General features: G+C 69.4%; 19 protein-coding genes. 10 read left to right on the top strand and 9 right to left on the bottom strand.

The window, feature by feature from the left end:
* Positions 1-51: 51 nt before the first annotated feature.
* A complete protein-coding gene (locus JOE46_RS18300) occupies positions 52-846 on the bottom strand; it encodes an LLM class F420-dependent oxidoreductase (RefSeq protein WP_209928042.1) in 795 nt (264 codons plus the stop codon).
* Positions 847-938: 92 nt separating this feature from the next.
* Positions 939-2,150 carry a low temperature requirement protein A gene (locus JOE46_RS18305; protein ID WP_209928043.1) on the bottom strand — a complete coding sequence of 404 codons (1,212 nt, stop codon included), beginning with the start codon at positions 2,148-2,150 and terminating at the stop codon, positions 939-941.
* A gap of 151 nt (positions 2,151-2,301) precedes the next feature.
* Here JOE46_RS18305 and JOE46_RS18310 point away from each other — a divergent pair, with 151 nt between their 5' ends.
* The gene (locus JOE46_RS18310) at positions 2,302-3,174 is read left to right on the top strand and encodes an alpha/beta hydrolase (RefSeq protein ID WP_209928044.1); all 873 of its coding nucleotides are present in this window, start codon (positions 2,302-2,304) and stop codon (positions 3,172-3,174) included.
* 103 nt (positions 3,175-3,277) lie between these two features.
* Here JOE46_RS18310 and JOE46_RS18315 read toward each other — a convergent pair whose 3' ends face one another.
* Positions 3,278-3,934 (bottom strand): maleylpyruvate isomerase family mycothiol-dependent enzyme, encoded by a 657-nt coding sequence (locus tag JOE46_RS18315; protein ID WP_245221099.1) that lies wholly within the window; start codon positions 3,932-3,934, stop codon positions 3,278-3,280.
* A 157-nt stretch (positions 3,935-4,091) separates the two neighbouring features.
* Here JOE46_RS18315 and JOE46_RS18320 point away from each other — a divergent pair, with 157 nt between their 5' ends.
* From JOE46_RS18320 to JOE46_RS18345, 6 genes are all read left to right on the top strand, one after another.
* Entirely contained in the window at positions 4,092-5,165 is a 1,074-nt protein-coding gene (locus tag JOE46_RS18320; RefSeq protein ID WP_209928045.1) for an ABC transporter ATP-binding protein, read from the top strand.
* A gap of 146 nt (positions 5,166-5,311) precedes the next feature.
* Entirely contained in the window at positions 5,312-6,589 is a 1,278-nt protein-coding gene (locus tag JOE46_RS18325; protein WP_097210820.1) for an ABC transporter substrate-binding protein, read from the top strand.
* Positions 6,590-6,657: 68 nt separating this feature from the next.
* The gene (locus JOE46_RS18330; RefSeq protein ID WP_097210821.1) at positions 6,658-7,743 is read left to right on the top strand and encodes a carbohydrate ABC transporter permease; all 1,086 of its coding nucleotides are present in this window, start codon (positions 6,658-6,660) and stop codon (positions 7,741-7,743) included.
* Between the two features lie 152 nt (positions 7,744-7,895).
* The gene (locus tag JOE46_RS18335; protein ID WP_209929173.1) at positions 7,896-8,696 is read left to right on the top strand and encodes a carbohydrate ABC transporter permease; all 801 of its coding nucleotides are present in this window, start codon (positions 7,896-7,898) and stop codon (positions 8,694-8,696) included.
* A gap of 10 nt (positions 8,697-8,706) precedes the next feature.
* Complete coding sequence (locus tag JOE46_RS18340) at positions 8,707-8,901, top strand: hypothetical protein (RefSeq protein WP_097210822.1); 195 nt, start codon at positions 8,707-8,709, stop codon at positions 8,899-8,901.
* Between the two features lie 86 nt (positions 8,902-8,987).
* Entirely contained in the window at positions 8,988-11,264 is a 2,277-nt protein-coding gene (locus JOE46_RS18345) for a transglycosylase domain-containing protein (RefSeq protein WP_209928047.1), read from the top strand.
* A gap of 79 nt (positions 11,265-11,343) precedes the next feature.
* Here the strand turns inward: JOE46_RS18345 and JOE46_RS18350 are convergent, their stop codons facing one another.
* The 4 genes from JOE46_RS18350 to JOE46_RS18365 all read right to left on the bottom strand — a co-directional run bounded on the left by JOE46_RS18350 (position 11,344) and on the right by JOE46_RS18365 (position 14,805).
* Positions 11,344-12,444, bottom strand: a complete 1,101-nt coding sequence (locus JOE46_RS18350; protein WP_097210824.1) for an inositol-3-phosphate synthase — start codon at positions 12,442-12,444, stop codon at positions 11,344-11,346.
* On the bottom strand, positions 12,437-12,997 hold the full coding sequence (locus tag JOE46_RS18355) for a PadR family transcriptional regulator (RefSeq protein ID WP_027502104.1): 561 nt from the start codon (positions 12,995-12,997) through the stop codon (positions 12,437-12,439). The genes JOE46_RS18350 and JOE46_RS18355 overlap by 8 nt, the downstream gene beginning before the upstream one ends.
* A gap of 128 nt (positions 12,998-13,125) precedes the next feature.
* Positions 13,126-13,920, bottom strand: a complete 795-nt coding sequence (locus tag JOE46_RS18360; RefSeq protein WP_097210825.1) for a DUF1707 domain-containing protein — start codon at positions 13,918-13,920, stop codon at positions 13,126-13,128.
* A gap of 27 nt (positions 13,921-13,947) precedes the next feature.
* Positions 13,948-14,805, bottom strand: coding sequence for a DUF1707 domain-containing protein (locus JOE46_RS18365; RefSeq protein ID WP_143548395.1), 858 nt, complete (start codon positions 14,803-14,805; stop codon positions 13,948-13,950).
* Between the two features lie 201 nt (positions 14,806-15,006).
* Here JOE46_RS18365 and JOE46_RS18370 point away from each other — a divergent pair, with 201 nt between their 5' ends.
* The 3 genes from JOE46_RS18370 (at position 15,007) to JOE46_RS18380 (ending at position 19,798) form a co-directional block, all read left to right on the top strand.
* Positions 15,007-15,435 (top strand): DUF5318 domain-containing protein, encoded by a 429-nt coding sequence (locus JOE46_RS18370; protein ID WP_027502101.1) that lies wholly within the window; start codon positions 15,007-15,009, stop codon positions 15,433-15,435.
* Positions 15,436-15,523: 88 nt separating this feature from the next.
* Positions 15,524-18,133, top strand: coding sequence for a transglycosylase domain-containing protein (locus JOE46_RS18375; protein ID WP_245222072.1), 2,610 nt, complete (start codon positions 15,524-15,526; stop codon positions 18,131-18,133).
* Positions 18,134-18,307: 174 nt separating this feature from the next.
* On the top strand, positions 18,308-19,798 hold the full coding sequence (locus JOE46_RS18380; protein ID WP_245222074.1) for a glycosyltransferase family 87 protein: 1,491 nt from the start codon (positions 18,308-18,310) through the stop codon (positions 19,796-19,798).
* On the opposite strand, the gene JOE46_RS18385 is transcribed toward JOE46_RS18380, so the two are convergent.
* Both JOE46_RS18385 and JOE46_RS18390 read right to left on the bottom strand, forming a co-directional pair.
* Positions 19,788-20,372: a GNAT family N-acetyltransferase gene (locus tag JOE46_RS18385; RefSeq protein WP_209928048.1), complete on the bottom strand. Its 585-nt coding sequence runs from the start codon at positions 20,370-20,372 to the stop codon at positions 19,788-19,790. The genes JOE46_RS18380 and JOE46_RS18385 overlap by 11 nt on opposite strands.
* A complete protein-coding gene (locus tag JOE46_RS18390) occupies positions 20,369-21,751 on the bottom strand; it encodes a glycosyltransferase family 87 protein (protein ID WP_245221100.1) in 1,383 nt (460 codons plus the stop codon). Before JOE46_RS18390 ends, JOE46_RS18385 begins: the two co-directional genes overlap by 4 nt.
* Positions 21,752-21,857 lie beyond the last annotated feature (106 nt).

Genomic DNA, 21,857 nt, shown 5'->3' on the forward strand with positions numbered 1-21,857 from the left:
GGCGCCGGGGTCAGGGACCCGGGAACCTTTCTGTTCGGTGAAGGGGGCTGCTCAGGCCAGGCCCTCGATCGGCTCGGGCAGCCGGTCGGCGCGCCAGCGCAGCGCCTCCATGACCGTGGACAGGTCGTAGTCGGGTCCACCGGTACCGACGGTGAACAGGGTGACGCCCGCGTCGAGGAAATCCTGCGCGGCCTCCGGGCCGGGCCAGGCGACCGACCGCTCGATCCGCGCGGGTTCGCGGCCGACGGCCGCGCAGTGCTCGGCCAGCACCTGCGACTTGTGCCGCAACGCGTCGAGGTCGGCGAAGCTGTGCCACACGTCGGCGTACTCGGCGACCAGGCGCAGCGTCTTGCGTTCGCCGCCGCCGCCGATGAGGACCGGGATGTGCCGGGTGGGGGCCGGGTTGAGCCTGTCCAGCCGTGCCGAGATCCGCGACAGGGTCTCGCCGAGCAGCTTCAATCGGTGCCCCGCGGTGCCGAACTCGTAGCCGTACTCGTCGTAGTCCTTCTCGAACCAGCCCGCCCCGATGCCGAGGATGAGCCGCCCGCCGCTGATGTGGTCGACCGTGCGGGCCATGTCCGCGAGCAGGTCCGGGTTCCGGTAGCCGCCGCCGCTGACCAGCGCGCCGATCTCCACCCGCTCGGTCTGCTCCGCGAAGGCGGCGAGCATCGTCCAGCACTCGAAGTGGGCGCCGTCGGGGTCGCCGTAGAGCGGATAGAAGTGGTCCCAGGTGAAGACGATGTCGACGCCCGCGTCCTCTGACCGCAGTACCGCGTCGCGGATCAGGCCGTAGTCGGGGGCGTGTTGCGGCTGGAGCTGGACGCCGATGCGAAATCCGTGGGTCATCTGCACTCCTGACTCGTCGAGGAAGGCCGGATCCCACGGTAGTCCGAAGGGCCCGACCCCGCAGTCCTCCGCGACCGTTCAGGCGCAGCGCGTCAGAGCTGCGTTTCGCGCCGCGCGATCCGTGGCAGGCGAAGGAGCGGGAGCGGCCGGTGGGTGGTGACGATCCAGGCCTCGTATCCGTTCAGCGCGAGCAGGACCGCGAGGACCAGCGCGGCGGTGGCGATGGCAGGCAGCAGCGGCGCCGCCACCGCGATCGCGCAGCAGGCGAGGGCCGCGGCGGACCGCTGCAGGGTGGCCGCCCCGAACATCCGCCACCGGGCGTAGCAGAACCCGAACAGGTACAGCGCCACGCCGGGGGCGAGCAGCAGCTCGGGGAACGAGTGCGGCACGGACAGCGGATAGGCGAGCAGTTTCTTCAGGCCAACGGCGATCATGATGATCGCGGTGACGTAGATGAGGTGGGCGTAGCTGAAGACATCGGTGACGATGCGAGCCTGCTCGGGACTGTGCTCCAGGCTGTGGCGCACGGCGGGGGCGCCGTAGTGGAAGTACGTCCACCACAGCAGGACGATGATGAGGAACGCGAGCGCGAAGGCGGCGTAGGTGGGCCCGTCGAGGTCGATCCCGGCGGCCTGGCCGCCGACCGCGACCACCGTCTCGCCCAGCGCGATGATCAGGAACAGCCCGAACCGCTCCGGCAGGTGCGCGGTCTCGATGCGGACGTGGTTCATGCCCGCGGGCAGCACCCGCGGGGCGATCAGTTCGATCAGGGCGGCCGCGGTCCACGCAGCGATCCGCCATGGTCCGTCGAGGAAGGCGCCGAGCAGGAACAGCGGCGCGGCAACGAAGGCGGCCACGGCGAAGGGCTCCAACCGGAGTCGGGCGGACCCGCCGGGAAGTCGGCAGGAGAAGGCCCACAACAGGAGTCGGAGCACGACATAGCCGGCGGCGAAGACAAGGGCGCGGTCGCCGAACGCCCCTCCGACGGCCACCGACATCAGGAGCCCACAGCCGGCGACGCTGAAGAGCGCCACCCGGCCCAGCGCCCGATCCACGAGGTCGCCCGCCCGGTTCGCCAGCAGCGTCGCGCCGACCCACCCCCACCACAGCGGCATGAACAGCAGCATCAGGCGAGCCGCCTCGCCGATGTCGTGCGCGCCTGCCAGGGCGGTGGCGATCTGGGTGACCGCGAAGACCCAGATCAGGTCGAAGAACAGCTCGGCCCACGCGACCCGCTGCTCGGGTGGAGGTTCGGTCGGAGCGTCGGCCACCGAATCGGCGCCGTCGAGTGCTGGCTGGTCCACGCGGTCTCCCCCATCGCCGACTGGTACGGCGACGAAGTTTAGGTGCCACTCATCCTGGGCGGCAACGGCTCTCCGATTTGTCGACGGACGCCTACTGTGTCGGGATCAGCACGGGCGGGCGATCGTGTCCGCAACCGACGGGGAGGTCACAGTGAACACGGAGCGTGTCGAGTTTCGCGCGGAGGACGGCACCGGCCTGGTGGGAATCCTGCGCCGCCCGGCCGGGGCGACCAGGGCGGTGACATTCACCGGCCCGTTCACCGGGGTGAAGGAACAGGTCGTCGGCACGTACGCCGACGCCCTCGCGCGCGCCGGATTCGCCACGCTGGTCTTCGACCATCGGAACTACGGCGAGTCCGGTGGTGTGATCCGCAGGCACGAGGACGCCGCGGGCAAGCTGACCGACCTGCGCGCGGCCGTCGGCCACCTGGGCGCACTGGGATTCGGACGGATCGGCCTGACGGGCGTGTGCCTGGGTGGCGGGTACGCACTCAAGGCCGCCGCCCAGGATCCCCGGGTGGCCGCGCTGGCCTGCGTGGCGGGCGCGTACCCCGGTGCCCCGGGCAGCTTCGCCCGTCGCGGCGGTGCCTACCGAGAAGCGTTGCGGGACATATGGGATCACGCATGGACCGAGGACGGACAGCCGGTCTATCAGAAGGCGGTGACCGATGACGGCGGGCCGGCGGCGATGGCGGGTGCGGAGCCGTTCGAGTACTACGGCACGGAACGCTCCTACAGTCCCCACTGGGAGAACTCCGTCACCGTCGCGTCGGGGTATCAGACGATGACGGTCGACACCCTCGCCGCCGCCGACCTGATCTCCCCAACCCCGCTGCTCGTGGTGCACGGCACCACCGATGAGTTCTGCAGTCCCGAGGGTGCTCAGGCGGTGTACGACAGGGCCGGTGATCCGAAGAAGATCGTCTGGCTGCCGACCACGAACCACATCGACCTCTATGACATCCCGGAATTCGTGAACCTGGCCGTCGACGAGCTCACCGCCTTCTTCTCGGAACACCTCTGACGCACGGGTCAGCGCGCGGATCAGGCGCCGAGGTCCCCCTCGTGTACCGCGACCGCCCAGCGTTCGATCAGGCTTCGGATCTGCTCGGAGTCATCGGTCATGATCAGTCCTTCCCGTTGAACCGCTGTGTGAACCGCGGTGCCTGCTCGCCCCGCAGCCGATCGTGTGGAAGCCTCCGTCCGCAGAGGGCGAGGAGGATGTCCTGCGCGTGTCCGGTGACGGGCGTTCCCGACCCGATGGCGAAGTCCAGGTCGGTTGCCCGCAGCTCGACACCGCGCAGGTCGGTGCCGAAGTACTTCAGGTTCTTGGTCGACAGGCTGCCCAGGACGACGCGCAGACGGTCGGCGGGCACCGTGCGGTCGAGCCCCAGCGCGGTGGTGATGTCGAGGCCGTGGATCACGTCGTGCGACAACGCGCCCTCGTAGCCGCCACCCGGCGGCTTCCATGGATGGTCCACGTTGTCGCGGAGCGAGGCCACGAGTTGCCCCGAGGTCAGCTCCGCCGCGTCCCTCCTTGCCGCCCGGTCGGCCATCCGGTTGAAGTTGCCGCCCGCCTTGGCGATCCCGAACACCACCCGCAGCATCGAATACCGGTACGCCATGGTCATGTGCGAGACGACCTCGCGGACCCGCCAGCCCTCGCAGAGCGTCGGGGAGTCCCAGGCCGCCTCGGGCAGCCCCGCCAGCAGGTCCGCCAGCTCCGTCCGCTCCGCCGCGATCATCGGGCGGATCTGCTCCTGCGTCAGGTCGCCACCGGTCATCGCACAATCTCCTGCCATCGGGCCCATCGGGCGTGTGAACAGGTAGACCAGCCTCGACGGCGGAACTCATCGGCGCGCTCTGCGATACTGGCCGCACACCACCCTCAACTCGGATCGTCCGGCACGTTCCTGCCGGTGAAGGGATCGATCGACACCCATGGCGACAGTCACCTACGACTCCACCAGCTGCGTGTTCCCCGGCTCCACCACGCCGGCCGTGGACAAGCTGAACCTGCACATCGAGGACGGCGAGTTCCTCGTCCTGGTCGGCCCGTCCGGCTGCGGCAAGTCCACCTCGCTGCGCATGCTCGCGGGGCTGGAGGAGGTCGACTCCGGCCGCATCCTGATCGGCAACAAGGACGTCACCGGCACCGAGCCGAAGGACCGGGACATCGCGATGGTGTTCCAGAACTACGCGCTGTACCCGCACATGTCGGTCGCCGAGAACATGGGCTTCGCGCTGAAGCTGGCGGGCACCCCGAAGGCGGAGATCCGCCAGCGGGTGGAGGAGACCGCGAAGCTCCTCGACCTCTCGCAGTACCTCGACCGCAAGCCGAAGGCGCTCTCCGGCGGCCAGCGGCAGCGCGTCGCGATGGGCCGCGCGATCGTGCGCCAGCCGCAGGTGTTCCTCATGGACGAGCCGCTCTCCAACCTTGACGCGAAGCTGCGCGTGCAGACCCGCACCCAGATCGCGCAGCTGCAGCGCCGGCTCGGCACCACCACCGTCTACGTCACCCACGATCAGGTCGAGGCGATGACGATGGGCGATCGGGTCGCGGTGCTCAAGGACGGGCTGCTGCAGCAGTGCGCCTCGCCGCGCGAGCTCTACTCCCGGCCGGCCAACATGTTCGTGGCCGGCTTCATGGGCTCGCCCTCGATGAACCTGTTCACCCTGCCCGTCACGGACGGCGGCGTGCTGTTCGGCGAGACCGTGATCCCTGTACCGCGCGGCGCCCTCGCCCTTGCGCACGAGCCGGAGGTGGTGCTCGGCATCCGCCCCGAGCACCTGGAGTTCTCCGACCGGGGCATCCCGATGGAGGTGGACGTGGTCGAGGAGCTCGGCTCGGACGCCTACATCTACGGCCGGACCACCCTCGCAGGCGCCCCGCACGAGGTCGTCGCCCGCGCCGACTGGCGCAACCCGCCGCAGAAGGGCCAGCAGGTCCGGCTGCACGTCGACCCCTCCGAGCTGCACTTGTTCTCCGCTGCGGACGGCCGCAGGCTCGACTAGATTCCTGACCGATTCAGGTTCGACGTAATGTCTCGGTTCGGCGGTGTTCCGTGCCACAGTAGGCAACGACACGGGCATCGGCGTCGCGCGTTTCGTGCTGCGCCGAACCGACCGATCCGATCCACCGACTACCGGGGAGATACTCCATGGTTCTGAATACGAAGGCGGTCCGCCGTGCGGCGGTCGCGGCAACCGCCGCATCGCTGCTCGCGATCACCGGTTGTTCGAGCGACAGCGGCTCGGGCTCCGGCGATGCCTCGGCTGAGAACACCGGCGGCCGTGGTCCGATCTCGTTCGCGATGGGCAAGAACGACACGGACAAGCTCACCCCGGTCATCGCGAGCTGGAACGCCGCGCACCCGGACGAGAAGGTCGAGCTCAAGGAACTCCCCGGCGAGGCCGACGACCAGCGCGACAAGCTGGTCCAGTCGCTGCAGGCCGGCAACTCCGACTACGACGTGATGGCGCTCGATGTCACCTGGACCGCCGAATTCGCCGCCAACGGCTGGCTGCAGCCGCTCGAGGGTGACCTGGCGATCGAGACGTCCGGTCTGCTGCCCGCGACCGTCGCCAGCGCGACCTACCGCGACAAGCTGTTCGCGGCCCCGCAGAACACCAACGCGCAGCTGCTCTACTACCGCACGGACCTGATGCCCACGGCGCCGGCGAACTGGCAGGCGCTCACGGACAGCTGCGCCACGGCCACCGCCAAGTCCGTTGACTGCCTGGTCACCCAGCTCAAGCAGTACGAGGGCCTGACCGTGAACACCACGCAGGCGATCAACTCGTGGGGCGGCTCGGTCGTCGGCCCCGACGGCCAGACCCCCGAGGTCGAGTCGCCGCAGGCCAAGGCAGGCCTGCAGTCGCTCGTCGACGCCTACGCGAAGGGCCAGATCGCCAAGCGCTCCACCGGCTTCACCGAGGAGGAGACCAACCTCGCGTTCGTCGGTGGCGAGTCCATGTACGCCTACAACTGGCCGTACATGTACACGAACGCCGAGAAGGACAGCTCCAAGGTCAAGGGCAACGTCGCGGTCGCGCCGATCGTCGGCCCCACCGGCCCCGGCGCGTCCACCCTTGGCGGCTACAACAACGGCATCAACGTGAACTCGAAGAGCAAGCAGACCGCACGCGACTTCGTCGCGTTCGTGCAGAACCCGGAGAACCAGCAGTCCTTCGCGGACGCGTCGTTCCCGCCGGTGCTCGCGTCCGTGTACGACGACGCCGCGCTGATCGCCAAGTACCCGTACCTGCCCGCGCTCAAGTCCGCGCTGGAGAACGCCGTGCCGCGACCCGTCACGCCGTTCTACAACGCCGTCACCAAGGCGATCCAGGACAACGCGTACGCCGCCATCACCGGCAAGATGAGCGTCGACCAGGCGACCGCGGACATGTCCGCGGCGATCTCGGCCGCGTCCAAGTAAGTCAGTAAGGCCAGGGCCCGGCTCGGGCCCTGGCAGTTCGAACACGAAGAGAACCAGGTACACCAACGATGGCTGACTCTGCTGGGCCACGGCAGGCAGACGAGGCTCGCGCCGCGGCCGGAGTCCTCACCGACTCCGGCCGCGACGTCAGCGCCTCCGGGCGCGAGGTACCCGACAGCGGGTATCCGGGTCACGACGACATAGCACCACCACCGCGCAAGAGAGACCTGCGGGCGGTGTGGCTGATCGCGCCGACGATGGTGATCCTGGCGATCGTCATCCTGTACCCGGTCCTGCGGGCCATCTGGCTCTCGTTCCAGGCCGACAAGGGCCTCGACCCGGTGACCGGCACGTTCACCAAGGGCGGCTTCGCCGGCTTCGACCACTACCTGATGTGGCTGACCCAGAACTGTGGTTCCGGGATGGGGTCCTGCCCGCCCGGCACCCTGGGCGCGGACTTCTGGCCGTCCGTCGGGATCACCTTCTTCTTCGCGGCCGTCACCGTGACCATCGAGGTCCTGCTGGGCCTGTGGATGGCGACGATCATGGGCCGCACCTTCTTCGGCCGTTCGCTGCTGCGGGCCGCGGTGCTGATCCCGTGGGCCATCCCGACGGCGGTCACCGCCAAGCTGTGGTTCTTCATCTTCGCGGAGAACGGCATCGCCAACAAGATCCTCGGGACCGACATCGCGTGGACGACGGATCCGTGGGCATCTCGGTTCGCGGTGATCGTCGCCGACGTCTGGAAGACCACGCCGTTCATGGCGCTGCTCATCCTGGCCGGTCTGCAGATGATCCCCCAGGACGTCTACGAGGCCGCCAAGGTGGACGGCGCCAGCGCCTGGCAGCGGTTCACCCAGATCACGCTGCCGCTGGTCAAGCCCGCGCTGATGGTGGCGGTCCTGTTCCGCACCCTCGACGTGCTGCGCATGTACGACCTGCCCGCGATCCTCAACGGCGACAGCGGCGCCACCCCGACCACCACGATGTCGATCCTGGTGGTCGCGGACATCCGCAACGGCAACTTCAACAGTGCGTCCGCGCTGTCGACGCTGGTGTTCCTGATGATCTTCGCGGTGGCCTTCATCATGGTGAAGTTCCTCGGCGCCAACGCGGTGCGCACGCAGGACGAACAGCGCAAGGGAGACAAGTAGTGATGGCGGGACGGCACCGCAGCGACGAGCTGGCGAAGTCGCCCTTCGGTCGCGGCGACGCGCTTGCGAAGTCGCCCATCGGGCGGGGCCCCGAACAGGCCGCGCCGATCGAGCGCCGCAGGCGGTCCCCCTGGCCGAGCGTGCGCACCTACATGGGTGCGGCCATCATCCTGATCTGGGGGCTGGCCCCGTTCTACTGGATGGTCATCACCGCGTTCCGGGACGTCGACCACACCTTCGACACCACCCCGTGGCCGACCTACGTCACGCTCGACAACTTCCGGGACGCGCTGGCCACCGACAAGGGCAACGACTTCCTCGGTGCCATCGTCAACAGCCTCATCATCGGCGCCGCGACCACCGCGGTGGCGATGATGCTCGGCATCTTCACCGCGTACGCGCTGGCGCGGATCGAGTTCCGCGGCAAGTACGTCGTGACCGGCATCATCCTGGCGGCCTCGATGTTCCCCGGCGTCGCGCTGGTGACGCCGCTGTTCCAGCTCTTCGGTGACATCGGCTGGATCGGTCACTACCAGGCGCTGATCATCCCGAACATCTCGTTCGTGCTGCCGCTGACCATCTACACGTTGACCTCCTTCCTTGGCGACCTGCCGTGGGAGCTCGAGGAGGCGGCCCGGGTCGACGGCGCCTCGCGGGGGCAGGCCTTCCGGAAGGTGATCCTGCCGCTGGCGGCGCCTGCGTTGTTCACCACCGCGATCCTCGCCTTCATCGCGACGTGGAACGAGTACATGCTGGCGAACATGCTCTCCACCCGCGCGACCGAGCCGGTGACGGTGGCGATCGCCCGGTTCGAGGGCCCGGACTCCTTCTCTCAGCCGTACACCGCGGTGATGGCGGCGGGCACCCTGGTGACGGTCCCGCTCGTGATCATGGTGCTGATCTTCCAGCGCCGCATCGTGTCGGGTCTGACCGCGGGCGGCGTCAAGTCGTGAGCCGCGGCTCGTGAAGAACCGGGCGCGGCGTCGCCAGCAGGTCGAGATGCTGATCGGGATCCTCGGGTTCTTCACGGTCATGGCGTTCATCGCGGCGGTGGCCGGGATCGTGCGCGGCGAGGCTGGTGTCACCGAGTCGCTGGTGCTGGCCGGCTGTGCGGTGTTGCTCGGGCTGGCCGTCGCGGTGTGGCGACGGGTGCGCTGACCCTCATCCGTCGCGGGTGAATCTGGTGGCCCGTCCAGTTCGGCGCGGCGGAATTGTGGCGCGTCGATGGCCACGCCTGTTTACGAATGTCAGGATGCAGGGAAGACTCGGTCTCCCAGACAGGAATCCTGCATGTGAGCTCGCCCGCCAGCAATGCCCCGACGACCCCGCCGCCGCCCGAAGAACCGGGTGGTGGCGACCCGCCGGGTGATGAGCCCACTCCCACTCCCCCGAAGCGGAGCAGGCGCCGCCTGTTCCTGTGGATCGCGGCCGGGCTCGTCACGCTGCTGGTGGTCGTGCCTGCCGCGGTGTTCGCTGTCGGCTACTGGCAGGCCGAGGTGCCGCATCCCTCGGACATGCGTACCAACCAGGTGGCGACGATCTTCGCCACCGACGGTTCGACGATCACGAAGGTCGTGCCGCCGGAGGGCAACCGCACCGATGTGGAGCTCGCGCAGATCCCCGAGCACGTCCGGCAGGCGGTCCTGTCCGCCGAGGATCGGGATTTCTACACCAATCCCGGTTTCTCCGTCTCCGGCTTCGCCCGGGCAGCACGCGACAACATCCTCGGCAAGGCCAGCGCGGGCGGCGGCTCGACGATCACCCAGCAGTACGTCAAGAACACCCTCGTCGGCGCGGACCGGAACGTCGTCCGCAAGATGCGTGAGCTGGTCATCTCCTCGAAGATGGCCCGGCAGTGGTCCAAGGACGACATCCTCGCCGCCTACCTGAACACCATCTACTTCGGTCGCGGCGCGTACGGCATCGCGGCCGCGTCGAAGGCCTACTTCAACAAGCCGGTCGAGGAGCTCACGGTCGAGGAAGGCGCCGTGCTCGCCTCCGTCATCCAGAGCCCGTCCAGCCTCGACCCCGAGACCAACCGCGCCAGGCTCGAGTCCCGCTGGCGGTACGTGCTCGACGGCATGGTCAGCCAGGGCCAGCTGTCGAAGGAGGCGCGGTCCGCCGCGCTGTTCCCGGCGGTGGTGCCGGCGAGTCAGCTGGTGGATGCGAACGCGGCGCGCGGACCGGAGGGGCTGATCCGGGCGCAGGTGCTCGGCGAGCTGGCCGCGGCCGGGATCAGCGAGCAGCAGCTGAACACCGAGGGGCTGCAGATCACCACCACCATCGACCCGAAGGCGCAGGACGCGGCGCTGGAGTCGGTGCGCGAGACGATGGCGGGCGAGCCCCAGGAGCTGCGCGCGGCGGTGGTGTCCATCGATCCGCGCAGCGGTGCGGTCCGCGCCTACTACGGCGGATCCGACGGTGCCGGTTTCGATTTCGCGCAGTCGCCGCTGCAGACCGGGTCCGCGTTCAAGGTGTTCGGGCTGGCCGCCCTGCTCAAGGAGGGAAAGGGCCTGCAGACGATGTTCAACAGTGCCCCGCTCACTGTCGGTCAGGTGGAGATCACGAACGTGGGCGGCGACGGCTGCGGGACCTGCACCATCGCGCAGGCGCTCAAGCAGTCGCTGAACACCAGCTTCTACCGGCTCACGCTGTCGATGGAGAACGGCTCGCAGAAGATCGCCGACGTCGCGCACGAGGCCGGCATCCCGAAGCAGATCCCCGGCGTCGAGGGCGAGAGCCTGACCCAGAACGGCGGCCCGCCGGAGAACGGAATCGTGTTGGGGCAGTACCAGTCCCGTCCGATCGACATGGCGTCCGCGTACGCGACGCTTGCCGCATCCGGGATCTACCATCAGCCCTACTTTGTGCAGCGGGTGGTGACCGCGGACGGCGCCGTACTGCTGGATCGTCCTGCGCCGCAGGGGGAACGGCGGCTCGATGCCGCGGTGGCCGACAATGTCACCCAGGCGATGCTCCCGATCGCGGTCTACTCGAACGGGCACGCCCTGTACGGAGGAAGGCCGTCGGCCGCCAAGACCGGGACCGCGCAGTTCGGTGACACCGGGATGAACAAGGACGCGTGGATGGTCGGCTACACGCCGTCGCTGTCCACCGCGGTCTGGATCGGTACCGAGCAGTCGCAGGCGATCGTGAACCAGTGGGGCGGATCGATTTACGGGTCCGGGCTGCCCTCGGACATCTGGAAGGGCACGATGGACGGCGCGCTGGAGGGCACCGACTTCGAGTCCTTCCCGTGGCCGCAGCCCATCGGTGGCCAGTCGGGTGTGCCCGCGTACTCGGGTGGCGGCACCGGTGATGGTTCCCGCACCAACACGGGTGGCTCGGGACAGGAGGCGCCGCTGCCGCAGGCCCCGGCGGCCCCGGCTGTCCCGGATGGCGCACCCCCGGTCGAGGCCCCGGCCCCGCCGGTATTCGTGCCGCCCGCGCCGCTTCCGCCGCCGCCCCCGCCGCGGAATGTGGAGATCCTGCCGGGCATCGTCATCCCGCTGCCGGGGTAGGCGCTTCGCACGGGCGCGCGGGTGCGCAAAGGCCCCCCGAACGGAATTCGTTCGGGGGGCCTTTGGATGGCTGCGGTGTTTAGTCGTCCGCTCCGATGATGAACGCCTCGAGCTCGGCGCGGGCCTTGTCGTCGGCCATCTGGACCGGCGGGCTCTTCATCAGGTACGCCGACGCCGGGTAGACCGGTCCGCCGATGCCGCGGTCGAGCGCGATCTTGGCGGCGCGGACGGCGTCGATGATGATGCCTGCCGAGTTCGGCGAGTCCCAGACCTCGAGCTTGTACTCCAGGTTCAGCGGGGCGTCACCGAAGGCGCGACCCTCGAGGCGGACGTACGCCCACTTGCGGTCGTCGAGCCACTCGACGTAGTCCGAGGGGCCGATGTGGACGTTGCGGTCGTGGACCTTGCCGGCGAGTGCACCGGTCAGGTTCGACGTCACGGCCTGGGTCTTGGAGACCTTCTTGGACTCCAGACGCTCGCGCTCGAGCATGTTCTTGAAGTCCATGTTGCCGCCGACGTTGAGCTGGTAGGTACGGTCCAGCACGACACCGCGGTCCTCGAACAGCTTCGCCATCACGCGGTGGGTGATGGTGGCGCCGACCTGGCTCTTGATGTCGTCGCCGACGATCGGGATGCCGGCGTCCTTGAACTTGGCGGCCCACTCCGGGTCGGAGGCGATGAACACGGGCAGGGCGTTGACGAACGCGGCGCCCGCGTCGATCGCGCACTGGGCGTAGAACTTGTCGGCATCCTCGGAGCCCACCGGGAGGTAGGACACGACGACGTCGACCTTGGCCGCTTTGAGGGCCGCGACGACGTCGACCGGCTCGAGGTCGGAGACCTCGATGGTCTGTGCGTAGTACTTGCCGATGCCGTCGAGGGTCGGGCCCCGCTGCACGGTGACGTTGCTCGGCGGCACGTCGGCGATCTTGATGGTGTTGTTCTCGCTGGCGAGGATCGCCTCGGAGAGGTCGAAGCCGACCTTCTTGGCGTCCACGTCGAACGCGGCGACGAACTCGACGTCGCGGACGTGGTACTGACCGAACTTCACATGCATCAGGCCCGGCACGGTGGCCGTCTCGTCGGCGTCCTTGTAGTAGTGGACTCCCTGGACCAAGGACGAGGCACAGTTCCCCACGCCCACAATGGCCACGCGCACCGAGGTGCTGTTCTCACCCATGGTCGGGTTCTCCTTCTTTCTTGGGTACTGCTGTCGATGTTTGTTCGGCCACGATCAGCTCGTTGAGCCAGCGCACCTCGCGCTCGCTCGATTCGAGACCGAGCTGATGCAGCTGCCGGGTGTAGCGGTCGAGGGAACCGGTGGTCCGCCCGACGGCCTCACGGAGCCCCTCGCGGCGCTCCTCGACCTGACGTCGCCTTCCCTCGAGGATCCGCATCCGCGCCTCGGCGGGGGTGCGGCTGAAGAAGGCGAGGTGAACGCCGAAACCGTCGTCCGTGTAGTTCTGCGGACCGGTGTCGGCGACCAGTTCGGCGAACCGCTGCCTGCCGGCAGGGGTCAGCTCGTATACGCGGCGGGCACGTCGCATGGAGGCACCCGTCGGCCCGGCGTCCTCGGCGATCAACCCGTCGGTCTGCATGCGGCGCAGTGTCGGGTAGAGCGAACCGTAGGAAAAGGCGCGGAACGCGCCCAATAGGCCGGTCAGCCGCTTGCGCAGCTCGTATCCGTGCATGGGTGATTCGAGGAGCAGCCCGAGAATCGCGAGTTCGAGCATTACTGCACCTCCTGAGTCACCTATCGATTGATGCGACAGCAAACTATATCGCGCCGATATATAGGAGCCTACGACAAGGCGCGTTTGTGTGACAAGGCGTCACGGCTAGACGTACGCTCCGGGCCGGGCTAGTCCGTCGCGGGGTAGATCGAGAAGACCTCCCCGTCGAACCCCGCGGTTATGTGTCCGGACGTGCCCATCCGCCCGTCGGACAGGTACATCGACACCTCGGGGCCCTGGTCCCCGTTCTCGACGGACATGTGGATCGAATCCGGTGTTGCCACGCCCAGCGTCTGCGGGGCGCCGAGCAGCAGCCCGACCACGGCCGGAATGTCGAGCCGGGCCAGATCGACCGGGATCGTCTTGGGGTCCCGACCGGTGCGGGAATCGGGCTCCTGGAGTCCGTCCCGATAGTCGATGTCCTGGGACATGCCGGGCGCCCCCGGCTGGGCGCGCTGAATCCGCGCGTACTCGGGATAGATCGTCGCCTCGTCGACCACCGCGTCGCCGTATCCGGCGCGCAGCTCGTCGATCATCTGGGCGAGCCCCGGAGCGGACAGCACGTTCTCGGGGCGGTCGGGAGCGTCCGCGTCGCCGTCACCGCCGCCGATCGCGAAGAAGACGACGGCGCCGAGCGCCGCCACGGCCCCGATGGCGATGGCGAGGCGCGGGCGGAGGTGCAGGCCGAGGCCGGGGCCGGTCGGCGGGAGGGGCAGCGACCCCTTCAGCTTGTCGGGGATCTGCAGGTCCGACACCAGCGCGTCGAGCTCGGCGAGGGTCCGGGCGGCCATCGCCGCCTTGGTGCGGTCGCGGTGCTCGAAGTCGGAGAGCTGGCCGTCGTCGTGGGCGGAGTCGAGGAGCCCGCACACGTCGACGCGGTCGGTGTCGCGGGCGCGCATGCGCAGCGAGGAGTTGCTCGGCACCCGCCGAGCATAGGAGCGCGCCGCCGATCAGCTGGGCGTGGACACGCGGGTTACCTCCCCCGTGGGACTCAGCTCCAGGTAGCCGCTCGCGCCGGTCTCCTCGTTGTCCACGTAGATGGACACCGTCGGGTCGCCCTGTTCGAACTGCATCCCGATGTAGTTGATCGCCCCGCCCGGGACCCGCACCGACTGGGCGGCGCCGAGGAGGTGGCCGGCCAGGGCGTCGAGGTCGACGCTCGCCAGGTCGAACGGCGGATCGTCGCTGGTGTGGCTCGACACGCTGTCGGGGTCGAAACCGCCGCGGAAGGTGTAGTCCTGCTCGCGGTCGGGTTGGTCGGGCATCATCCGCGTGATGCTGACGTAGTCGCTGCGGAAGTTCGCGTCGTAGACGAGGGTGTCACCGAATCTCTCCCGATATTTACGGATGAACTCCTCGATGCCGGCCGCCGTGAGGGTGTCGATCGGCGCGATGACCCTCGGTGCGACGTCGGCGTACTTGTCGGGCGCGGGCGCTGCGGGGGGAATCGGTGCCAGCGGCGCGACCGGCGGGGCGGCCGTCGCGGGCGCGGGATCGGGGCCGTCCTGGTTGATCAGGATCAGCGCGACCGCTGCGGCGACCACCACGGCGATGCCTGCCACCAGCGCCCCACGGCGCGGCGGCGCGGGCCGGTCCGCCGCGCTGAGCGTGTCGGTCAGGGCCGTCGGCAGCTGCAGGTCGGTGACCAGCGACTCCAGCTCTCTGAGAGTTCTGGCGGACATGGCCGCTGCCGTGCGCGACTTGTGCTCGTCGAAGTCGAGCTGGCCCTCGCCGTACCCGGCGTCGAGCAGCGTGCAGGTGTTCGAGCGGTCGATGTCCCGCGCTCGGGTCGTATTGCGGCTGGCCACGGTCGAAATGATAGGAGAAGCGGTGCGCGGGGGTCAGGCAGCCGGGTAGTGGCGCGATCGACAGTGCCGATTCGCGATCCGGCACGGGCAGCGCGCAGCCACTGGTCGGGCGGGGTGCGCCGCGGGTGTCGGCCCGGCGTGTCGCAGCTCGCGCCGCCGCCAACCCGAGACCTCGCACGATTGCCCACGTACTCTGGTCACGTGCGATTGCAGCGGCAGGTGGTGGACTACGCGCTACAGCGGCGATCCCTGCTGGCCGAGGTCTACTCCGGCCGGACGGGTGTCGCCGAGGTGTGCGATGCCGGTCCCTACCTGCTGCGCGCGGCGAAGTTCCACGGCAGGGGCTCCGACGCGACCTGTCCGATCTGCAGGAAAGAACAGCTCACCCTCGTCTCGTGGGTGTTCGGCGACAGGCTGGGCCCGATCTCGGGTTCGGCACGTACGTCGGAGGAGCTGGTTCGGCTGGCGACGACCCAGGAGGAGTTCTCCGTGCACGTGGTCGAGGTGTGCCGCACCTGCAGTTGGAACCACCTGGTGCAGTCGTACGTGCTCGGAGCGGCCCCCGCCCCGAAACGGGCTCGCCGACCCTCGGGTGCGCGTGCGCCGAGTCGCCGCATTGCGAGTGAGTGAGCACCACCTACCCGCCGAACGATGTAACTGACACAGCCGTGTCTACGTGAGCACTGGAGATTCCTACGTGAGTTCCCCCTACGACAACATGCAGGGTGGTCGACCCGCCGGACAGCCGCGGCCGAGTGGCCCGCCACCGGGGGGCCGACCGCCGGGGTACTCACAGCCCAACGCTCAACCCGGATACCCGCAGGCCCGGCCCAACCAGGCGCCCGGGTATCCGCAGGGCGCGCCGCCGCGCCCCAACCAGGCCCCCGGATATCCGCCGCCGAACCAGGGGCAGGTCAACTACGCCGCACGTGGCCAGGCGCCCCGCCCCGCGGCGCAGCGGCCGCCGGCCCAGCGCCCCCCGGCGCAGCGGCCCGCCGCGCCCCGCACCGCGTCGGGTAGCGGTAACGGACCAGGCGGTCGTCCCCCGGCGGGCCCGCCGCCGAAGGGCAGGGGTGGCTCGTCGGGCGGTCAGCCGCCGAAGCCGCCGAAGAAGGGCAGTTCGAAGCGCTGGAAGATCATCCGCCGCACCGTGATCAGCCTCGTCGCCATCGGACTGGTGGTGCCGCTGCTGACGTTCATGGTCGCCTACACGGGCGCCGACGTGCCCAAGCCCGGCGACATCAAGACGAACCAGGTCGCCACGATCTACAACAGTGACGGCACCTCCGTGATCAGCACGATCGTCCCGCCGGAGGGCAACCGCACCGACGTCACCATCGACCAGATCCCGCCGCACGTGCGCAACGCCGTGCTCTCGGCCGAGGATCGGGACTTCTACACCAATCCCGGGTTCTCCGTCTCCGGCTTCGCCCGGGCCGCGCGCGACAATGTCCTCGGCAGGGAAGACGCGGGCGGTGGCTCGACGATCACCCAGCAGTATGTGAAGAACGCGCTGGTCGGTGACGAGCGCGCTCTCACCCGCAAGATGCGCGAGCTCGTCATCTCCTCGAAGATGGCCCGGCAGTGGTCCAAGGACGACATCCTTGTCGCCTACCTGAACACCATCTACTTCGGCCGCGGCGCGTACGGCATCGCGGCGGCATCGAAGGCCTACTTCAACAAGCCGGTCGAGGAGCTCACGGTCGAGGAGGGCGCCGTGCTCGCGGCGAGCATCCAGCTGCCGTCGCTGCTCGACCCCGAGACGAACCCGACCGGCGCCGAGAGCCGGTGGGGCTACGTCCTGGACGGCATGGTCAGTGCGAACACCCTCAGCGCGGGCGAGCGGGCGGGCGCCAAGTACCCGCACACGATCTCGCAGTCCGAGGTCGACAACGGCGTCTCGGCGAAGGGTCCTGACGGCCTGATCCGTAGCCAGGTGATCAAGGAACTCGCCGCGAACGGCATCAACGAGCAGGTCCTCAACACCGAGGGACTGCAGATCACCACGACCATCGACCAGCAGGCCCAGCAGGCGGCGGTCGACGCGGTCAACAACAACATGGAGGGCGAGAAGCCCGAGCTGCGCACCGCGGTCGTCTCGGTCGACCCGAAGACCGGCGGGGTGAAGGCCTACTACGGCGGCGCCGACGGCGCCGGCTTCGACTTCGCCCAGTCCGGGCTGCAGACCGGTTCGTCGTTCAAGGTGTTCGGGCTCGCGGCGGCCCTCGATCAGGGCATCCCGCTGTCGAAGATGTACGACAGCGGGCCGCTGACGATCGGCGGCATCACCATCACCAACGTCGAGGGCGAGTCCTGCGGCACCTGCACCATCGCCGAGGCGCTCAAGCGGTCGCTGAACACCAGCTTCTACCGGCAGATGATGTCCATCGAGAACGGCCCGGAGAAGATCGCGGACATCGCGCACAAGGCCGGTATCCCCGAGGAGATCCCCGACGTCAAGGGCATCACCCTGCAGGAGCCGAACGGGTCCTCCGAGTACGGAATCGTGCTGGGCCAGTACCAGTCTCGTGTGATCGACATGGCATCCGCGTATGCGACCCTGGCCGCCTCCGGCGTCTACCGCGCGCCGCACTTCGTGCAGAAGGTCGTCACCGGCGACGGCACGGTGCTGCTCGATCGCGGGCCCGCGCCGGCAGGCGAGGCCCGGCTCAAGCCGGCGGTCGCCGACAACGTGACGTCCGCCATGCAGCCGATCGCGGGTTACTCCCGCAACCACGGCCTGGCAGGCGGGCGTCCGTCCGCCGCGAAGACCGGCACCGCGCAGCTCGGCGACACCGGCCAGAACAAGGACGCCTGGATGGTCGGCTACACCCCGTCGCTGGCCACCGCCGTGTGGGTGGGCACCGAGCAGGGCCTGCCGCTGCAGAACAGCTACGGCGGACTGATGTACGGCTCGGGGCTACCGTCCGACATCTGGAAGGCCACGATGGACGGCGCGCTGAAGGGCACCGACGTCGAGACCTTCCCGAAGCCCGAGGCGATCGCCGGTCAGGCAGGCGTGCCCGCGTACACCGCGCCGTACGTGCCGCCGAAGACCACGGCCGTCACGCCGAGCCCGACGCCGGCACCGGGGCTGACGCTGCCTCCGGTCATCATCACCCCGCGCCAGGTGGAGGTCCTGCCCGGCGTGACGATCCCGCTGCCGGGTCTGGCGCCGAGGCCGACCACACCGCCCGCGACGGTCGATCCGGGTCCGTCGCCGGGCCAGCCGACGCAGGACGAGGTCGAGGCCGAGGACGGTCTGAGCCCGGGAGCCAACGCGCAGGGAGGCAGCCCGCAGGGAGCGCCGATCCGGCCGAACCGATAGCCGATCGGTAACGTCACTGCGGTGGCCGAGCAACCTGACGACAGCACCGTGACGGTCGTTCCGCATGCTCCACCACAGGAGCCTGCGGGCGGCGCGGTCATCGCCTCGCCGGGCCCGTTGGCGGACGACTGCCGGTCAGTCGTGGACCGGGACCTGCCCGGGCGCACCGATCCGATGGTGGCCGAGCTCAGCGGCGTCATCGGCGGACCGGTCGGGCGGCACGCGCTCGTCGGCCGGACCCGCTTCCTCACCCCGCTGCGGGTGATCCTGCTGCTGGCGGTCGTCTTCCTCGCCCTCGGCTGGTCCACCAAGGCGGCGTGCCTCCAGCAGGCCCCGAACGGGCCCGGCGGTGCGCTCGGCCTGGACTGGAGCGGCAGCCGCCAGTACACCGCGCTGTGCTACTCGGACACGGTGCCGCTGTACGGCGCGGAACGGCTCGACGAGGGCGCCTTCCCGTACAAGAAGTCGTGGGAGGAGAAGGCGGGCGACGGGTCCACGCAGGTGCGGTACATGGAGTACCCGGTGCTCGCGGGGCTCTACCAATACGGCTCGATGAAGGTCGCCAAGGCCTGGGACGCGGTCTCCTGGTTGCCAGGGGCGCTGCAGGTGGTCCTCTACTTCAACGTGGTCGCGCTGGGATTGTCGCTGGCGTGGCTGGTCACGGTCTGGGCGACGGTGCTACTGGCAGGCAGGCGGGTCTGGGACGCGGCGCTGGTCGCGGTGTCCCCCCTAGTGGTGGTGCACGCGTTCACCAACTTCGACCCGCTGGCGACGGCCTTCGCGGCGGGCGGCCTGCTCGGCTGGGCGCGCAGGCGGCCGGTGCTGGCAGGCGTGCTGCTCGGGCTCGGCGGTGCCGCCAAGATGTACCCCCTGCTGCTGCTCGGTCCGCTGCTGGTGCTGTGCCTGCGCGCGGGCAGGATGCGGCCGTGGTGGCAGGCCGTTGCGGGCGCGGCCGCGGCCTGGCTGGTGGTGAATCTGCCCGTCGCGCTGCTGTTCCCGGCCGGCTGGCGGGAGTTCTTTCGGCTCAACTCCGAGCGGGGCGCCGACCCGGACTCGATCTACAACGTGATCTCCTCGTTCACCGGCTGGCCCGGTTTCGACGGCCCGCTGGCCGGCGGTGAGACCCCGACGAATCTGAACGCGGTGTCGCTGGTGCTGTTCGCCGCCGCCTGCGTCGGCATCGGGTACCTGGCCCTGACCGCCGCCCGCAGGCCCCGCGTCGCGCAGCTGTGCTTCCTGGTGATCGCGGCCTTCCTGCTCACCAACAAGGTGTGGAGTCCGCAGTACTCGCTGTGGCTGGTTCCGCTGGCGGTGCTCGCGCTGCCGCATCGTCGAATCCTGTTGGCGTGGATGACGATCGATGCCCTCGTCTGGGTGCCGCGGATGTACTACTACCTGGGCGTCCAGAACAAGGGCCTGCCCGAGCAGTGGTTCACCGCGACGGTGATCGTTCGGGACGTCGCGGTCGTCGCGCTGTGTGTGCTGGTGATCCGGCAGATCCGCCGCCCGGAGCTGGACCTGGTGCGCGGCGGCGGGGTGGACGACCCGGTCGGTGGTGTCCTCGACGGCGCTCCGGACCGGCCGCCGGGGTGGCTGCCGTCCTGGCTGCGCCCGCGGGACCGACGCGGCGCGCAGGCGTGGTCCGAAGCGCAGGCTATTCGCTGATCCGCGCCTCGAGCTGGGCGCGGGCGAGCGGCCAGTCGTCGTCGATCATCGAGAAAAGCGCTGTGTTCCGCCAACTTCCGTCCTGGCGGCGGCGGTGTTTGCGGAGCAGCCCCTCGAACTCGGCGCCGAGCTTGGCGATCGCGCCGCGAGAGTGGGCGTTCAGCTCGTCGGTGTGCCATTCGATTCGCACCGCACCGAGATCCTCGAAGGCCCGGCGCAGCAGCAGCAGCTTCGCCTCCGGGTTGATCCGGCCGCCCTGGGCGGAGCGGGAGAGCCAGGTGTAGCCGATCGCGAGCGACTGGTGCAGCGGGTCGATCTGGTAGTACGAGGTGGTGCCGACCACCACGCCGGTCGCGGTGTCGATCTGGACGTACGCCAGCCGCTGCGGGTCGTCGAGCGCGTGGGAAATGTACTCGGTTGCGTCCGAGACGCTTTCGATCGGGCGCCAGGTCCAGTGGAACAGTGTCGGGTCGTCCGCGGCCCGGTACAGGTCCTCCGCATGCGCGAGGGTCAGCGGCTCGAGGCGGACGTATTCGCCGGTGAGCGTGGGCTGCTCGAACCAGGGTCCGGTCATGACGCCGCCGTGAGGGCCGGATCCCGATGACCGAGGCCGTGCCGCGGGCCTGCATCGGCGCCCGCGGCGTCCCATCGCGGGCGTGCACGGAGGAAGACGAAGAACAGCACCACCAGCAACGCCGCGCGCCCCCAGACGCCGAACTGCACGACGAACTCCATCACGGACGCGTCCGATCCGCTCGCGAGCTCGTAGAAGTAGCGGAACACCCCGATCCCCATCGCCAGGTCGGCGAGCAGGTAGCCCCCGATCAGCGCCCACGGCACCCGCAGCAGCACCAGGAAGGGGATCAGCCACAGCGTGTACTGCGGCGAATGCACCTTGTGCAGCAACATGAAGCCGCACAGCATCGCCGCGCTCACCGCGATCCAGGGGTAGCTGCCCTCGCGGCGATACCGGCGCAAGCCGAGCCAGAGCGCCAGCGCGAACGACGCGGCGATGAGCAGCGGTGAGGCCAGGCCGACGAAGGACGCGTAGGCGCTGTCCGGGCCCTCGACGCCGCCGAACAGCTGCCGCACCCCCCAGTACCAGATCGAGTTGGTGGTGATGTCGGCCTGGCGATCGGACTGGAAGGTGAACGAGGCGAGCCAGCCGGGATAGCCGGCGAGCGCGAACGGCAGGTTGATCGCGATCACCGTGCCCGCCGCAGCGGCGGCCACCATCAGCGCACCCTTCGGATCGAACCGGCCCCGCACCGAGGAGGGCAGCTCGGCGCCGTCGGCCCCGCCGGTGAACACGAAGGCCATCAGCGGCAGCACGAAGGCGCCGGGGTAGATCTTCAGGCACAGGCCGATCGCGAGCAGGACGGCGGCGCCGATCGCCCTGGTGCGCAGCGGGATCCGCTGGTAGTACACGACCACGAAGATCGCCGCGGTGGCGGCCGCGACGACCGGCAGCTCCCAGTTGTGGAAGGCGTAGAGGACCAGTGGCGGGGCGGCCGCCCACAGCAGCGCAGGCCAGCCCGCGAGCCGACCGAGCATCCACGCGGTGGCGAGCCCGAACGGCACCAGGATCAGCGCCGAGTTCAGCAGGAACTCGGCATCGTTGTGTGCACCGATCCCGCCGAGCCACATCAGCAACCCGCTGAGCACGGGGTACTCGACGGTGCCGCCGGTCAGGAATCCGTCCGGCGTGATGCCGCCCGTGAGGTAGGGGAAGACGTGGTTGTCGATGTCGCGGCCGAGCCAGAGGAACTGGATGTCGGAGTAGCAGAAGTTGCTGTCCTTGAGCCGGTCGAAGACGAGGCTGCGGCCGTTCTCGGCGAATGGGGCGCCCGCGCACCTGGCCTTGTTCAGATAACCGAGGGCAAGGGTGAGCCCGCACAGCAGCGTCACGGTGACCGCCACCGCCGGTGTCCCTGCCTGGGCGCGCGTCCGCATGGTTGTCAGCCTAGGTGGTCCAGGCCGCGGGAGGGATTCCTCCGCCCTCGTAGCCGTCGCCCGGACGGACGCGATTTCGCAGGTCAGGGGCCGCTCGTGTAACCTG

Origin of the sequence: Rhodococcus sp. PvR099 (genome assembly GCF_017833315.1) — a bacterium.
Lineage (GTDB): Bacteria > Actinomycetota > Actinomycetes > Mycobacteriales > Mycobacteriaceae > Rhodococcus_G > Rhodococcus_G oryzae.